The sequence below is a fragment of the Pedobacter sp. WC2501 genome (assembly GCF_052682415.1).
This window is the reverse complement of the sequence record NZ_JBQZFI010000001.1, coordinates 1,025,854-1,040,756: the sequence shown is the minus strand read 5'-3', so window position 1 is coordinate 1,040,756 and position 14,903 is coordinate 1,025,854. Positions and strand designations below refer to the sequence as shown.

14 protein-coding genes are annotated in these 14,903 nt (G+C 37.1%); 8 read left to right on the top strand and 6 right to left on the bottom strand.

Features of this window, described 5'->3' with window-relative positions; genetic code table 11:
- The first annotated feature begins 5 nt into the window (after positions 1 to 5).
- The 4 genes from ACUN24_RS04480 to ACUN24_RS04465 all read left to right on the top strand — a co-directional run bounded on the left by ACUN24_RS04480 (position 6) and on the right by ACUN24_RS04465 (position 4,063).
- Entirely contained in the window at positions 6 to 392 is a 387-nt protein-coding gene (locus ACUN24_RS04480; protein ID WP_090497432.1) for a TM2 domain-containing protein, read from the top strand.
- A gap of 171 nt (positions 393 to 563) precedes the next feature.
- Positions 564 to 1,661: a Nif3-like dinuclear metal center hexameric protein gene (locus ACUN24_RS04475; protein WP_445561434.1), complete on the top strand. Its 1,098-nt coding sequence runs from the start codon at positions 564 to 566 to the stop codon at positions 1,659 to 1,661.
- Positions 1,661 to 2,404: a zinc ribbon domain-containing protein gene (locus ACUN24_RS04470; RefSeq protein ID WP_121285379.1), complete on the top strand. Its 744-nt coding sequence runs from the start codon at positions 1,661 to 1,663 to the stop codon at positions 2,402 to 2,404. The genes ACUN24_RS04475 and ACUN24_RS04470 overlap by 1 nt, the downstream gene beginning before the upstream one ends.
- Before the next feature lie 171 nt (positions 2,405 to 2,575).
- Positions 2,576 to 4,063, top strand: a complete 1,488-nt coding sequence (locus ACUN24_RS04465) for a tetratricopeptide repeat protein (RefSeq protein ID WP_445561433.1) — start codon at positions 2,576 to 2,578, stop codon at positions 4,061 to 4,063.
- Here ACUN24_RS04465 and ACUN24_RS04460 read toward each other — a convergent pair.
- The 3 genes from ACUN24_RS04460 to ACUN24_RS04450 all read right to left on the bottom strand — a co-directional run bounded on the left by ACUN24_RS04460 (position 4,060) and on the right by ACUN24_RS04450 (position 7,742).
- Complete coding sequence (locus tag ACUN24_RS04460) at positions 4,060 to 5,136, bottom strand: 3-oxoacyl-ACP synthase III family protein (RefSeq protein WP_445561432.1); 1,077 nt, start codon at positions 5,134 to 5,136, stop codon at positions 4,060 to 4,062. The genes ACUN24_RS04465 and ACUN24_RS04460 overlap by 4 nt on opposite strands.
- Before the next feature lie 78 nt (positions 5,137 to 5,214).
- Entirely contained in the window at positions 5,215 to 5,865 is a 651-nt protein-coding gene (locus ACUN24_RS04455) for a response regulator transcription factor (protein WP_445561431.1), read from the bottom strand.
- Entirely contained in the window at positions 5,865 to 7,742 is a 1,878-nt protein-coding gene (locus ACUN24_RS04450; protein WP_445561430.1) for a sensor histidine kinase, read from the bottom strand. Before ACUN24_RS04450 ends, ACUN24_RS04455 begins: the two co-directional genes overlap by 1 nt.
- 135 nt (positions 7,743 to 7,877) lie before the next feature.
- Here ACUN24_RS04450 and ACUN24_RS04445 point away from each other — a divergent pair, with 135 nt between their 5' ends.
- The 3 genes from ACUN24_RS04445 to ACUN24_RS04435 are packed head-to-tail and all read left to right on the top strand — an operon-like array spanning position 7,878 to position 10,944.
- A complete protein-coding gene (locus ACUN24_RS04445; protein ID WP_445561429.1) occupies positions 7,878 to 8,861 on the top strand; it encodes a cell envelope integrity protein TolA in 984 nt (327 codons plus the stop codon).
- A gap of 42 nt (positions 8,862 to 8,903) precedes the next feature.
- Positions 8,904 to 9,803: a hypothetical protein gene (locus ACUN24_RS04440; protein ID WP_445561428.1), complete on the top strand. Its 900-nt coding sequence runs from the start codon at positions 8,904 to 8,906 to the stop codon at positions 9,801 to 9,803.
- Between the two features lie 43 nt (positions 9,804 to 9,846).
- Positions 9,847 to 10,944 (top strand): lipid A-modifier LpxR family protein, encoded by a 1,098-nt coding sequence (locus ACUN24_RS04435; protein ID WP_445561427.1) that lies wholly within the window; start codon positions 9,847 to 9,849, stop codon positions 10,942 to 10,944.
- On the opposite strand, the gene ACUN24_RS04430 is transcribed toward ACUN24_RS04435, so the two are convergent.
- The 3 genes from ACUN24_RS04430 to rsfS form a co-directional block, all read right to left on the bottom strand.
- On the bottom strand, positions 10,945 to 11,589 hold the full coding sequence (locus ACUN24_RS04430; protein ID WP_445561426.1) for a LutC/YkgG family protein: 645 nt from the start codon (positions 11,587 to 11,589) through the stop codon (positions 10,945 to 10,947).
- A gap of 63 nt (positions 11,590 to 11,652) precedes the next feature.
- Positions 11,653 to 13,674 carry an ATP-dependent zinc metalloprotease FtsH gene (gene ftsH, locus ACUN24_RS04425; protein WP_445561425.1) on the bottom strand — a complete coding sequence of 674 codons (2,022 nt, stop codon included), beginning with the start codon at positions 13,672 to 13,674 and terminating at the stop codon, positions 11,653 to 11,655.
- A gap of 28 nt (positions 13,675 to 13,702) precedes the next feature.
- The gene (gene rsfS, locus ACUN24_RS04420; protein ID WP_057930976.1) at positions 13,703 to 14,077 is read right to left on the bottom strand and encodes a ribosome silencing factor; all 375 of its coding nucleotides are present in this window, start codon (positions 14,075 to 14,077) and stop codon (positions 13,703 to 13,705) included.
- A 44-nt stretch (positions 14,078 to 14,121) separates the two neighbouring features.
- Here rsfS and ACUN24_RS04415 point away from each other — a divergent pair, with 44 nt between their 5' ends.
- On the top strand, positions 14,122 to 14,898 hold the full coding sequence (locus ACUN24_RS04415) for a biotin--[acetyl-CoA-carboxylase] ligase (protein WP_445561424.1): 777 nt from the start codon (positions 14,122 to 14,124) through the stop codon (positions 14,896 to 14,898).
- The last annotated feature ends 5 nt before the right edge of the window (positions 14,899 to 14,903 follow it).

Below are 14,903 nucleotides of genomic sequence, written 5' to 3'. Positions count from 1 at the left end.
AAACCATGGATATATTTCAATCACCTCTAATGTCGTTACCAGGTATAACACCAGAGGAATACTCATATTTACAACAAGCAACAACCGGTTTAACTGAAGAGCAGTTGCGTAATTTCCTGATGGTTTACAGCAGCAAAAGAAAAAACCCATCTGACATGTTGATTTTCTGCTTAATCGGGCTATTTGCTGTTCCAGGTTTGCAAAGGTTTATCATTGGCCAAATTGGCATGGGGATTTTGTACCTTTTAACTGCAGGTTTATGCTTCATCGGATCAATTATTGACGTAGTAAACCACAAAACACTAGCTTTTGAACACAACCAGAAAATGGTTTTCGAAAGCTTGCAGATGGTGAGAATGGGTGGTGGATTTCAACAGGCAGGAAAATTTTAGCAGAATTAAATATTAATACTTTAAATCCGTATCCAAATAAATTGAATGCGGATTTTTTTCTGTTAAATGAACTGTCATGCTGAGGTACGAAGCATCTGCTGCCGATGAAAAAGATGCTTCGTGCCTCAGCATGACAGAAAAAGAAAACAATGAAATTTCTATATTTATCGAATGAAATTAGCTGAAATTACCAATTATTTAGAAAGCATTGCGCCACTTAATTATCAGGAAGATTATGACAACTCCGGTTTGATTGTGGGCGATCCTAATATGGAAATCCGTGCTGCTCTGGTGGCTTTAGATTGCGTGGAGAAAATTGTTGACGAAGCCATTTCTACCGGCTGTAACCTCATCATTACCCATCATCCGATTGTTTTTAAAGGACTAAAAAAGCTAAACGGCAAAAACTACGTGGAACGTGTAGTGTTAAAAGCCATAAAAAACAACATTGCACTTTATGCCATTCATACCAATTTAGACAGTGTCCATACCGGCGTAAATGCGAGGATCTGTGAACGTTTGGGTTTAACAGGCACCAAGGTACTTTCGCCAAAAACCGGACTGTTAAAAAAACTAGTTACTTATTGTCCACAGGCACAGGCTGAACAACTGCGGTCTGCATTGTTTTATGCAGGAGCAGGAAACATTGGCAATTATAGCGAATGCAGTTTCAATGCCGATGGTTTTGGCACCTTTAAAGGTAACGAAGATTCAGACCCTTTTGTGGGTGAAAAAGGTATCCGGCACCGGGAAAATGAAGTAAGGATCGAAATGGTGTACCCTACACAGGCCGAGCGCAAAATTTTGCTTGCTTTGTTCGAAAACCATCCTTACGAAGAGGTAGCTTACGATATTTATAAACTCGAAAACAAACACCAACTGGTTGGTTCGGGCATGGTGGGTTGGTTGGAATACGACATGGATGCATACGATTTTTTACACCTGGTAAAAGACAGGATGCAGGCTAAAGTGGTTAGGCATACTGATGTAATTGGCAAAAGGATTAAAAAAGTGGCGGTTTGCGGTGGCTCAGGAAGTTTCCTTTTAAGGGAGGCTATTGCTGCCGGTGCGGATGCTTTTATTACCGCAGATTTTAAATACCACGAGTTTTTTGATGCAGAGGAAAAATTGATCATTGCCGACATCGGACACTTTGAAACTGAACAATTTACCTCAAATTTATTGCTTGAAATTATTCAGAAAAAATTTACTAACTTTGCAATCCGTTTAACGGAGCAAAATACAAACCCCATAAATTACTTGTTTTAATGGAACAAACCGTAGAACAAAAGCTAAAGGCTTTATACGAATTACAAAATATCCACACAAAAATTGATAAGATCCGCCAGGTACGTGGTGAATTACCAATGGAAGTTGCCGATCTTGAGGATGACGTTTTAGGATTAGAAACTAGAATTGCAAAAATCAAAGGCGAACTTGATGATCTTGAAGATTCGATCGTAACCCGTAAAAATACAATTAAAGATGCGCAAGCTGCCATCAAAAGATACGATACTCAATTAAAAGAAGTTAAAAACAACCGTGAATACGATGCTTTAACTAAGGAAATTGAGATTCAAGGTTTAGATATCCAGGTTTCTGAAAAGAAAATTAAAGAACACGGTTTCGAAATCACTTCTAAAACTGAAATTTACGAAGCAGCAAAAGCAGAGTTAGATGGCAGAAAGAAAGATTTAGAAGTTAAAAAAGGAGAATTGGATGTAATTACTGCAGAAACTGAAAAAGAAGAGCAGGATTTACAAAAGAAAGCTGATAAAGCTGAGCCTCAGATCGAAGAGCGTTTATTGGTTGCCTACAAACGTTTACGCAAAAATGCGGTAAATGGTTTAGCGGTAGTAACCATCGATCGTGATTCTTGCTCAGGTTGTTTTAACCAGATCCCACCTCAACGTCAGTTAGATATCCGTCAACGTAAAAAAATTATCGTTTGTGAACACTGCGGTCGTATTCTGGTTGATGAGGCTTTAACACACGAAGTAGCCGAAGGTTAATCCATCACAAAAAAAATAATTAAACGTCCCGATCTAATCGGGACGTTTTTTGTTTAGGTCTGTTTTTTTGCTCACACAAAACAAGAATAACTTTTAAGCGTTTAATGTAGATATTTGTTAACATGTGAAGCTGTTGCGGCAGCACAGAACCAATCCGAAATAGAATCCCTAATGAATAAAAGCTTCCGTTTTTTTATAACCTCTGCCCTGCTCTTCTCTCCTTTGTTTTCACTTGCTAACTTCGATTTTAACAACAATTGTCTAAACGCTTACAAGAGCATTTTCGAATTGAAACTCGGTAACGCAAGAGCATATATTTCAACCGAAAAGAAACAGCATCCCAATAATTCCATTATTCCCCTTTTAGAAAACTATGTAGATTATTTTACAGTTTTAACTTCAGAGAGCAAAGCTGATTTTGATCGCTTAAAAGGCAATAAATCTGCACGCCTGGATCAAATAAGTGATGATGATAAAAATTCTCCATACTACCTGTATGCCCAGGCGGAGATTAATTTGCAATGGGCGCTCATCCGCGGACGTTTTGGAGAGTATTTTAACGCAGCTATGGAGGTTAAAAAAGCAAACAGCCTGTTGCAAGAGAACAATAAGAAGTTTCCGAATTTTCACTTAAACTTAAAAGGCTTAGGATTGATTAATGCCGTACTAGGCAATCTTCCGGATGGTGCTTTAAAAACGGCGCTTTCAACCTTTGGCATTAAGGGAAATCTGCAGAGTGGGTTAAATATGTTCGAAAAACTAGCCGATAACTTACCAAAATCATCGTACGAGCCTTTTTATGAAGAAGTGGTGTTTTATTATGCCTATGTATTAACCGATGTGGCGCATAGCCCGCAGGCCTATGCAAAAACAATGAAATATACCGTAAGGATTGCCGATACCAGTTTATTAAAAAGTTATTTGCAGAGTTATGTGTGCATTAAAAACGGGCATAGCGAAGAAGCCATTGCTATTTTAGCGAAGCGGCCTGAAGGAGGCGTTTATCAGCCTTTTCCTTATCTGGATTATCTGGAGGGCATTGCGCACCTGAATAAACTTGATCTTAATTCAGGGATGTATTTTAACCGCTTTTTGCAGACAACCAAGGGTGTTAACTTTGTGAAGGACGCTTACCTTCATTTGGGCTGGATCTCTCTTCTAAAGGGAGATAAAGTGGCTTATACGGCATTTGCAGCTAAAGCAATTAAAAATGGTTATACCTACATGGAAAAAGACAAACAGGCGAAAGCCGAAGCGGCTTCAGGTACGCCAACAATCGACCTGTTAAAGGCCCGCTTATTGTTTGATGGTGGCTATTTAAGCAGAGCCCTGCAGATACTTGATGGTAAGAAGGTAACGGATTATAACAACGATAAAGACAAAACAGAACTGAATTACCGTTTAGGTAGAATTTATGATGATTTTGGGAAAGACGATCAGGCATTAACAGCTTACCAGGAAACAATTAACGAAGGAAAAAACCTGAAGTATTATTTTGCTGCAAATGCTGCGGTGCAGATGGGTAAGGTTTATGAAAGAAGGAAAAATATTGCGAAAGCAAAAGAGGCTTTCAATACTGCCATTGCCATGAAAAATCATGAGTTTGAAAGCAGTATTGAAAGCCAGGCTAGGGCCGGTTTAAAACGGCTGGCAAATTAGAATCGGTGAATAAAAGCATTAATATGCATCCCCGCTCCTACTGAAGCGAAAACAGCTACATCACCAGGTTTAACTTTATAGCCTTTAACTTCACCTTTTAAAACGAGATCCAGTAAGGTTGGTACAGTTGCAACAGAACTGTTTCCTAACCATGAAATTGTCATTGGAACCAGGTTTTCTGGTACGGTATCTTTACCATATAGCTTAAATAAACGTTTCATTATGGCAGTATCCATTTTGCCGTTGGCCTGATGAACAAATACGATATTTACATCTTCAACGCTTAATCCTGCTTTATCAATGGCCTTCTTAATCACCTGAGGTACCTGAACAACTGCAAACTCGTAAAGCTTACGTCCATTCATTTTCAAGTAGAGGTTTCCATTGGTTTCATCAGGATGAGCGCTCTTGCCCATGGTTAATAAATTGCCATAATTTACGGCATGCGTTTCTGTTTTATGTGCCAGTATTCCTCTTTTTTCTTCTGATTCTTCTGCTTCGAAGATTACAGCGCCTGCACCATCTGAAAAGATCATGCTATCACGGTCATGTGGATCGATAATACGGCTTAAGGTTTCTGCACCAATAACCATAACACGTTTTGCATCTCCGCTTTTAATATAATAATCGGCTTGTATTGCTCCCTGAACCCATCCCGGGCAACCAAAAATGATGTCGTAAGCAACGCAGTCTGGATTTTCAATGCCCAGTTGCTGTTTTACCTTTGAAGCTAAAGAAGGCAAAATGTCAATTCGGTTGCTACCTAAAGGGATATCACCAAAATTATGACAGAATATAATATAATCTAAGGTTTCTTTATCGATTCCTGCATTTTCAATGGCTTTTTCTGCGGCCTTAGCACCAATATGATTACTTAACTGCTCAGGGCTGGCGTAGCGTCTTTCTACGATCTCTGTAATTTCAGAGAATTTATCAATGATCTCTGAATTCTCCTTCTCTAATAGATTTCCATTCTCAAAAAATGTTGAGTTTAAGAATTCATTACCGGAAATAATATTTTGTGGAATATAACTCCCAGTACCGGTAATTACCGTATTTATTGCTTTGTTCATAATTATAATACCGCATACCAAAACGGTATGTAGTATAAAAATATCAATTATATTCGATATTCGAAAATAAATTTAATTTTAGCGCAGCTTATTTTCAAGGGCAAACTTTAATAATCCTGCTTTTCCCTTCACGTTTAGCTTTTGTGCCATATTTTTACGGTGGGTATCAACGGTATTTAAAGCTATAAATAATTTTTGGGCAATTTGTTGTGAAGAATAGTCTTCGCTGATCAATTTAAGGATTTCCATTTCTCTCGCTGTTAGGTTGTGGCTTTTTTGAAAATGATCTCCATCGTTAAATACAGATGGCTGGACATCAGATTTTATTTTCTGAAAATATTTTTCACCGAGCTGTAAATCTGATATAATTCTAAACAATGTTTCTGCATCGGTATCTTTTTGAACGAAAGCCTTCACCCCTATACTTTCTAATTTTGCTGCTAATTTAACCGTATAGTACATTGATAATACCATAATTTTTACTGAAGGGAATAATTGTCTCACTTTTTCGGCGGCAATTTCTCCATCTAAAACAGGCATATTTAGATCTAGGATTAAAATATCCGGTATTTGGTGGTTTAAAAGGTGCAGGATTTCCTTTCCGTTTGATGCCATGCCGATTATCTTAAAGTCAGGTTGTTCAGAAAGGATGGCCGATAATCCTTCGGCAAATAGTTTATGATCATCTGCGATCATTAATGTGGTCGGTTTTTGTTCAATTTTGTCCATTATTTCAGCGGGATATCAATAACGATTGTGGTTCCATTTTGATTACTGTCTACCTGAATTTTCCCGTTCAAATAGCTTACTCTCGAGCGTATATTCTGGATACCTAATCCCTTTTTATCCTCTTCCTGACTAAAACCAATACCGTTGTCTTCAGCCATGATATTGATCCTTTCATCAAAAGATAAAATCTGAATGGTTGCTTTTGTTGCCAATGAGTGCCTGTTGATATTATTTACGAGTTCGTTAACCATACGGTAGATGGTAATTTCCATGCTGCTTTCGATGGGGTATTCTACTTGGTAAACAAATTCGAAAGCAATTTTACCCGAGTGATTTAAGGTGATGAAGTTTTCTTTCAGGGTTTCAATTAAACCCAGTTGCTCAAAGTTTTTAGGCATTAAATTGTGCGAAATTTCCCTTAAGTCGGCACATGCCTTTTCAATCATGCTAATGGTTTGGTCGTAAAATATGCGGTCATTTTCTGTAAGTTTTAAAATTTTGTGCTGAAAAGCGGTGATATTTAGTTTTATAATGGAAAGTGTGCCGCCGAGGTCATCATGAAGATCGCGGGCCAAACGTGTCCGTTCATCTTCCTGTGCGTTAAAAATGCCATCGGCCAGGTCTACCTGGTGTTTGCTTTTTTCTTCGAGCAGGATTTCTTTTTCCTTCTTTAAAAAGTTATAGCGTTGTGTTAGTGCAAAAGAAAGGAAAATAATTTCTGCTGTTAAACCTACAACCAAACCATTTGGCTTTAATAAATTAAAGTTGGTGAGTCCTAAAGTGTTAAAAACATAATTAAAAACCCCAAATAACAACATCACGGTTGCAATAAAATAATACCAGCCCAACTTGTAGCCTGATCTTATTCTTTCTACCACACAAATAATAATAATGATTACCGTAAGGAGCGCAAGAAAATTGTTGATGTAAAAAACCGTTTTTTCTAAAATAATGAATGATTTGAAGAGCATAAAAACCGGAATGATCGACATGGCCCAGCAGAATCTTTTGTAATAGTTTGTAAAGCGGTATAACTTACTGTTTGAGCGATTTTGATTTACAAACAGTTGCATCACCTGGATTAACAGGCCACAGCTCAGTGATGCCATAATTAATCGCATATAATCCTGAAGTCCAGGCAAGTTTGGGTAAAACCATTGAAAGGCCAAGCCCTCTTCTTCCAGGATAAAAATCAGGGTGCAAAAAATGTAAATGGCATAATATAAATGGATGTTATCTCTAACTGAAACAAAAAGTAATAAGTTGAAAATCACCGCAAAAACAAAAATGCCTGTGTAAAATCCAAATAAGGTGTGCTGTGGAATTTCTGCCTGAATAATATCAACATCGCGTCCGATAGACATCGGCATATACATATTCTGTCCGCGTTTATCTGCCCACAAATAAAAAGTGGCTTTTTCATGTGGCAAAAGAATCATTGGATAAATGAAGCTTCTGTTGCGATAAGGGCGTTGTTTGAAAGGGAAATGATCGCCTGTTAAACCTAGTGGATAAATCTTTCCCTGCTCATCTACTTTAAACAGCTGGAGTTGATTAATGCTTGAGCTCTGCTCCTTAAACATCAGGTGTACAGATTGATTTAAGGTGTTTTCGATATCAAAAGCAACCCAGTAATAAGATTGGGTATAACCTTTACTAAAAACTTTTCCTGCTGTTAATGGGGTGAGTTTACCGGCCTGCTTATATTTTATAACAGAATCGATGTTCAGGTTTAAATTTTTGTCCTCAAAGAAATACCCATGTTTGCTAATATTGAATTTTTTGGCCGTATCGATTAAAATTGGGTTTCCCTGCTGGGCAAAGCATACCCGGAGTGGATTTAGGAAAAATAGAAATAAGAAGAAAACTTTATTCATTGATGAGAGAATTAGCAGATGCAATCAATATTTTATAAATATAATATATAAAACAGATACTAAATATACCGAGTAAAGGGTATATAAATCGTTTGGTTCATCGGGTATTTTTACAATAAATTAAACGAACTTAAAATGAAAAATTTCTTAACTACTATTTTATTCCTTTTTATGGTACAGATAGCAAATGCGCAATCTCATGTTCCGAAAAGTGAATATAACAGATATAACTGTAGGTTCGCACCCAAAGGCTCGAACAATTCTGAAGGGAAAAATATGTGCCCGGCCTGTGCAAAAGAAGATGAGGATGCTAGAAAAAAGAAGATAGCAGATGATAAAGCAGCCTATGAAGCAGGCAAAATTAGAAATGCAAAGCTTAAGGCTGAAAGGGAAGCAGACTTTAAAAAGAAACTGGCCGAGACTGCAGAGAAAAATAAAGTGACGGAAGTACGCGTAACGATGGGAAAAATGCCTGTAACAGCAAGCAAAAAGACTGAAGTGCCCGTAAAAAAAGTACCATCTAAACCCACAAAAGATATCTTGTTTTTTGCCGACTATCCAGGATCAATGTCGATGAGTGGTAAAAGTTTAAACTATTTTTTGAACGAAAATGGCGATACGGTTTTAAAAAGCAAGGATTATGACAGCACTTTCGCTGCTTTTGGAGACAATAAAAATAATTTTCCTAAGAATATAGGAATCGTGATTTTGAATGAAGAAAACACCTTAACCAATGGTAAAACGAGAAAGGTTGCTGATATAGTTGACCTGAAGGGAAAACGGCTTTTTAATGATAAGAGCATCAGTACCATCTTTCATCTAATGAACGATTATTTTGTGATTGGCAGAAGCAAAGATTTTGGAGAGGATTCTAGCTGGGGCTATAATTACAGGCGAATTCAGGAAGTAGATATTTACAATGTAAAAACGAAAAAAACCATCACTTTGGATAAAGACCGCTCCAGAGTAGAACTTTACTTGACATTTGATCACCATAAACTGGAAGATGAAGGGCTAAAACCGGTGCTATCAAGAAGATATTCTAACTATGATGAAGACATCTATTGCATAAATGCTGAAGGTGAGTTGGTGGTGAAAAGGTTTCAGAGTTCGAGGTAATTACAATATTAAATATTATTCAAAATCTAAATTAGCGCTATTATGAAAAATTTAATGTTTGTTACAGTGTTTGTTTTATCTTTTGTTAAAGCATATAGTCAAACCAATGGTCAAGGAACCAACCTTATCGGCCAATCTTATGTAACTAAAGCAAGTGTACTGGTAAAGGTGTATGACCCAATTAAAAAAGAGGTAAAAGACTTATCTTTTTTGCTTAATGATGACACAAAATTTTATATATATGAGATTGCTGATAGTGGATATATTATTTCAGTATGGGATTTTAAATCTGATGCTACCAAACAAAAATTTTATAAATCTTTGGATACAGAAAAGATAAGAAGCAGTCAGGATGCACAACCCGGCGAATATTATAAAATAAGTAAAGCCCAATTAGGTATGGAAAATGGTGTAGAAACGGCAGATATTTTAAGCCGGTATAGAGATCTTGCTTACGTAGATCTTTGGGCTAACAATACTCAATTTTTTATCTCTTTAAAAGATTTTAATAATAAGTGCGAATCAATCTACCCACATAAGAGAGGTTTTACCTGGGGTTTTTTAACATTACCTATAAAAGCAAGATTTGGTAATTCTAAAGCCCCATTTACTTTTGAGGAAAAAATTAACTTTGGTATATCTGCTGGCATTAAGTGGCAGCATGTAAATACGGTATACTCAGCTAGTAATTTATTGGGTGGAATATCTGTGGGCGGAGTTAAAGTAGATAAAGATAATAGCGCATCTGCAATATCATTATCAGCTGGTTATATGTACCAGTATGATAAATTCCAGATCGGGATATTTACGGGACTTGATTTTATCGATAAATCTACAGGAGCAAATTGGGGTTATCAGGGAAAACCATGGCTCGGTTTTGCTTTCGGATTCAGTTTATTTGGAGAAAGTAAAACGTCGGCCTCTAATGATCAGACACAATAAGTTAAAGCACGGGTAACTTTACAATAGATTAGTAATCTCTCTTATGAAAAATATCTTTCTATCATTATTTCTAATGCTTTTAATAGACAATGTTTCTTTGGCACAAGAATCTGAAAAGCCATTGCACCGTGCAGGAATTGTAGTTGACCAGGATTATTTTCTAAAGTTCGTAAAACCATCTTATGCTACGGATAGGAACTACACCATGGGCGCTGGGTTCATTTATCAAGATAAAAAATTCGGGAAGACATGGATTTATGCTACACATAAATTTTTAGCAAAGACGGTTTTGGACATTATTATAAAGGATTCCAGCATTTACGATGCAACAATAATGCTTGCTAATACCACATTTACGCCAGAATATTTGGGTAATTTACATGATCCAGTAAGCGAATTTAAACGCGAAAACGATAGGCCATTTGCAAGCTTAAACGTTATTAGTACAAGTTTGGGCTTGCAGGATGATGCAGGGAATGAACTAATTACTTTAGGTATTAATGTGGGGGCAATAGGCTTAAACGTTTCTAAAGCAGTACAAACAACCATTCACCGCGATCATTGGTTCGGCAATACAGCCGATATTCCTTATGGATGGGAAGGTCAGATATCAAAGGGAGGAGAGCCTACCCTTTTGGTTACTGGAAAAAAAGATTGGTTACTTATTGGTAAGCGAGATGGAAATGATGTGGGCTTTTTTCAGTTAAGTACTAATGCCGAGTTGCGTTTAGGTTATTATGTAAGTACAGGCTTAGGTTTTAATGCGAGGTTGGGTTTGCTTGATAAGAAAAATTGGGCTGTAAATACTTTGCCTATGGCAAATTCAACAAAAAAATTCACGAGGTTGAATGAGAATTTGGGTGAGGTATATCTCTTGGCGGGTGTAAAAGGTAATGGATGGCTTTACAATGCCCTATTGATGGGGCAGTTTAGGGACAGTCCCTATACTTTAAGCTTTAAGCAATTAAACAAAGCTACCCTGGACTGGAATTTAGGTTTTGGTACAAAAATACCAATGTGTGAAAAAAAGGCAATAAGGCTCTCAGCTATGGCTGTTGGACGATCGCCAGAGTTTAATACCGTAAGCGAGTTTACCCGATGGCATACATGGGTAAGCCTCCAAGCCTATTACGAGTGGTAATTAACTAAAATCATCAATTAAAAACACAAAAAGTTCTTTAGGCCCGTGAGCGCCTAAAACCAATGTTTTTTCAATATCGGCAGTCCTGCTCGGTCCGGTAATATTGCTGATCATGGATGGAATCTGGTTGCCGTATTTGTTTTTTAACAATTGAAAGGCATCTTTAAGATCTAACACCAGTTGGCTCGTTTTTGCAATTACAATGTGGTGGTGTGGGAAAATACTTAACCTCCTACCTGCAGCACCGCTATTGCTCACCATTACACTTCCGTTACGCGCAACCAATGCTTCGCAAAGGGTAATGCCTACTTCTGCCTGCTCAAAATCTTTATCTGTTTGGTAAAAAGGGAATTCGTATTTGCTTAGAAACTGTTGTAATTCGGGTTCCCAGCAATATATTTTACGCCATTTAAACTTATCGGCAAGCTGCAACATGTTTTCAAAAAAATCAATCCCATCCTCACAGAAGATAAAATTACCTGATATGGCAGTTAGCTGTTCGGCAAATAATATCTCCAGCTCATCTGTATTTTTCTTATACAATGCACTTTCTTCTAAATTAGGATATGGGTTTTCGCGCTTCTCTAATAGTGCTTTCCTTATCTTTTTTAGTATTTGTTCTTTCGCTGTCGTATTATCCTTCATATAAAAAAAAGCTACCCTAATGATTAAACCAGGGTAGCAAATGTAATAATAGAAATTATTTATTTAAGCCTCAACAGGGGTAATATGTCCCGGTGTGCCGCTTTCGCCTTGACTTTCGAATAAACGTTTTCCGAAAATCACTTCTAAATCATCTTTAAATAAAACTTCTTTTTCGATTAAAATATCAGCCAATTGAATCAATTTATCTTTATTTTCTTCCAATAAAGAAATTGCTCTCTGGTATTGACCTTCAATTAATGCCGAAATTTCTTTATCGATCGTTAAAGCGGTATCCTCTGAATATGGTTTAGAGAAATTATACTCGTTCTGGCCAGATGAATCATAATAAGTAATGTTTCCTAATTTTTCGTTTAAGCCATAAATGGTCACCATTGCCCTGGCTTGTTTATTCACTTTTTCTAAATCGCTCAATGCACCTGTAGAAATGGTATCGAACATCACTTTTTCAGCTGCCCTACCGCCCATAGTTGCACACATTTCATCGAGCATTTGGTGTGGACGAACAATTAAACGTTCTTCTGGTAAGTACCAGGCCGCACCTAAGCTCTGTCCGCGTGGCACAATCGTAACCTTAACTAAAGGCGCCGCATGTTCTAACAACCAGCTTACTGTGGCATGACCAGCCTCGTGAATCGCAATAGCGCGTTTTTCAGCAGGTGTGATGATTTTGTTTTTCTTTTCTAAACCACCTACAATTCTATCCACAGCATCTAAGAAATCTTGCTTATCCACTGCCGATTTATTTTTCCGAGCAGCAATTAGTGCCGCTTCGTTACAAACATTTGCAATATCTGCGCCTGAGAATCCTGGCGTTTGTTTAGCTAAAAATTCGGTGTCAAGCTCTTCTGATTTTTTAAGGGGGGTGATGTGAACTTCGAAAATTTGTTTACGCTCAATAACATCCGGTAAATCAACATAAATCTGTCTGTCAAACCTACCAGCTCTTAATAATGCCTTATCTAAAACATCAGCACGGTTTGTTGCAGCTAAGATAATAACATGTGTATTGGTGCCAAAGCCATCCATTTCAACCAGAAGCTGGTTTAAGGTGTTTTCGCGTTCGTCATTTCCTCCCATTACACCATTTTTACCACGGGCACGGCCAATAGCATCAATTTCATCAATGAAGATGATACAAGGAGATTTATCTTTTGCTTGTTTAAACAAGTCGCGAACACGAGATGCGCCAACTCCAACAAACATCTCTACAAAATCAGATCCTGACAGCGAGAAGAATGGAACCTGTGCTTCACCTGCAACCGCTTTAGCCAATAAGGTTTTACCAGTACCAGGCGAACCTACCAATAAAGCACCTTTCGGGATTTTTCCACCCAGATCAGTATATTTTTTAGGGTTTTTAAGGAAATCTACAATTTCCATTACCTCTGTTTTTGCTTCTTCTAAACCTGCAACATCGTTGAAAGTAATATTTACCTGACTTTCTTTATCAAATAAAGTAGCTTTTGATTTTCCGATACTGAAAATCTGACCGCCACCGCCAGCACCGCCGCCCATTCTGCGCATCATAAAAATCCAGAAACCGATTAAAAGCAATACAGGTAAAATGATGCTTAAAAACCAGCTTGCCAACGGATTGCTGCGGCTGGTTTTCTCTGCAAGAACTCTTGGTTGGTTGGCAGGAAGATCCTTTTGCGAATCGGCAAGTTGTTTATCCAGCCCGTCCATCGTTCCGGCATTGAAATATACAACAGGACTAGCATTGTTACTGTTTACATTAAAAGTGCTATTACTTTTATAAGCATCATAAAGCTTCTTCTTGTTTAAACTATCTTTTTTGATGTAAACCTCTACACGTACTAAATCGTCGGATTTATAAGCAACAACTTTCTGCACGTCACCTTTAAGTAACATCTGCTGTTCAAACTTTTGGTATGTTACTTCTTTACCGCCATCGGTAGTAAATAAAAACTGTGCTGCAATAATGGCTATGATAATGGCCGCATACACCCAGAAAATATTAAATTTTGATCCTTTTTGTGGTTTTTTAGGGATGTTTGGAATTCTTCTCCCCTGTTTTTCGTTGGTATTTTGATTATCGTTCATTTGTCTTTGTCAAAATGGTTCTATTAGGTTATGCGCTTTGATAATTTGTGCTTTCTGCATCTCCCCAAAGTTCTTCTATGCCATAAAAGTGGCGCTTTTCGGTTTTAAAAATGTGCACAACCACATCGAAATAATCAAGAATAATCCAATCTGCTGATTCGAAACCTTCTTTATGTCTCGGATCGGCCTGAGTGGCTTTATATATTTCTTTTTCTACACTATCGGCAATAGCTTTTACCTGGGTGCCAGAGTTGGCACTCGCTATAATAAAGTAATCAGCCACTGAAGTATGAATATTTCTAAGATCTAACCGCACTATATCTTCTCCTTTTTTCTCTTGTATGCCGTGAACGGCTAACTCTGAAAGGTATGTAGAAAGGGCTACAATTTTCTTTTTTACCATTAAAATGCTTTAATTTTGGAATTACAATATTATAAATTCAACACTTGCAAAATAACACTTTTTCGACACTATTTGTTGGTCAAAATTTAATCAAATTAAAAGAAGTTGATTCTACTAATAACTTTTTAAAAAAGTTGGTGTCAAAATCCGAGCCATTAGCCGAAGGGACTGTAATTATGGCAGACAATCAGTTTGCCGGAAGAGGGCAGCAGGAAAGCATTTGGCAAACCCAGGCAGGTAAAAATATTAGTACAAGCATTTATTTAAAGCCTTCTTTTTTGCCGCTAGATAAGCAGTTTTATTTAAATATTGCCGTTAGTTTGGCTGTTAGTGATGCCCTAGCTTATTTTGTCCCGGAAGGGATCAAGGTAAAATGGCCCAATGATATGTATTACCGTAATAAGAAATTAGGGGGGATATTAATCGAAAATACACTGACAGGCAATTCTTTTAAATCATCAGTTATTGGCATTGGCTTAAATGTAAATCAATCAGAATTTTCTGAAAGTATAAGTGAGCGTGCCACTTCCGTCATTCAAATTTTACAAAGAGATGTGCCTTTAATGGATATTATGGAGAAAATATTCATTTTTATGGAAAAATACTACTTAATTTTGAGGGCAGGGAAATACAGTATTTTACAAAATGATTACCTTGCGAGGCTATATAACTATCAGGTTTCTGCGTTATATAAATATAACGGCGAGGTTTTTGAAGGAATCATTAAAGGAGTTGAAGACAACGGCAGACTAAACGTTGATACTGAAAAAGGTTTAAAAGTTTTTAACTTTAAAGAAATTGAATTTACACACACAAAATAAACACA

Excerpts from the sequence above, each read along its gene's own strand:
- ACUN24_RS04480 (WP_090497432.1), top strand. The coding sequence starts at position 6 with ATGGATATATTTCAATCACCTCTAATGTCGTTACCAGGTATAACACCA.
- ACUN24_RS04475 (WP_445561434.1), top strand. The coding sequence starts at position 564 with ATGAAATTAGCTGAAATTACCAATTATTTAGAAAGCATTGCGCCACTT.
- ACUN24_RS04470 (WP_121285379.1), top strand. The coding sequence starts at position 1,661 with ATGGAACAAACCGTAGAACAAAAGCTAAAGGCTTTATACGAATTACAA.
- ACUN24_RS04465 (WP_445561433.1), top strand. The coding sequence starts at position 2,576 with ATGAATAAAAGCTTCCGTTTTTTTATAACCTCTGCCCTGCTCTTCTCT.
- ACUN24_RS04460 (WP_445561432.1), bottom strand. The coding sequence starts at position 5,136 with ATGAACAAAGCAATAAATACGGTAATTACCGGTACTGGGAGTTATATT.
- ACUN24_RS04455 (WP_445561431.1), bottom strand. The coding sequence starts at position 5,865 with ATGGACAAAATTGAACAAAAACCGACCACATTAATGATCGCAGATGAT.
- ACUN24_RS04450 (WP_445561430.1), bottom strand. The coding sequence starts at position 7,742 with ATGAATAAAGTTTTCTTCTTATTTCTATTTTTCCTAAATCCACTCCGG.
- ACUN24_RS04445 (WP_445561429.1), top strand. The coding sequence starts at position 7,878 with ATGAAAAATTTCTTAACTACTATTTTATTCCTTTTTATGGTACAGATA.
- ACUN24_RS04440 (WP_445561428.1), top strand. The coding sequence starts at position 8,904 with ATGAAAAATTTAATGTTTGTTACAGTGTTTGTTTTATCTTTTGTTAAA.
- ACUN24_RS04435 (WP_445561427.1), top strand. The coding sequence starts at position 9,847 with ATGAAAAATATCTTTCTATCATTATTTCTAATGCTTTTAATAGACAAT.
- ACUN24_RS04430 (WP_445561426.1), bottom strand. The coding sequence starts at position 11,589 with ATGAAGGATAATACGACAGCGAAAGAACAAATACTAAAAAAGATAAGG.
- ftsH (WP_445561425.1), bottom strand. The coding sequence starts at position 13,674 with ATGAACGATAATCAAAATACCAACGAAAAACAGGGGAGAAGAATTCCA.
- rsfS (WP_057930976.1), bottom strand. The coding sequence starts at position 14,077 with ATGGTAAAAAAGAAAATTGTAGCCCTTTCTACATACCTTTCAGAGTTA.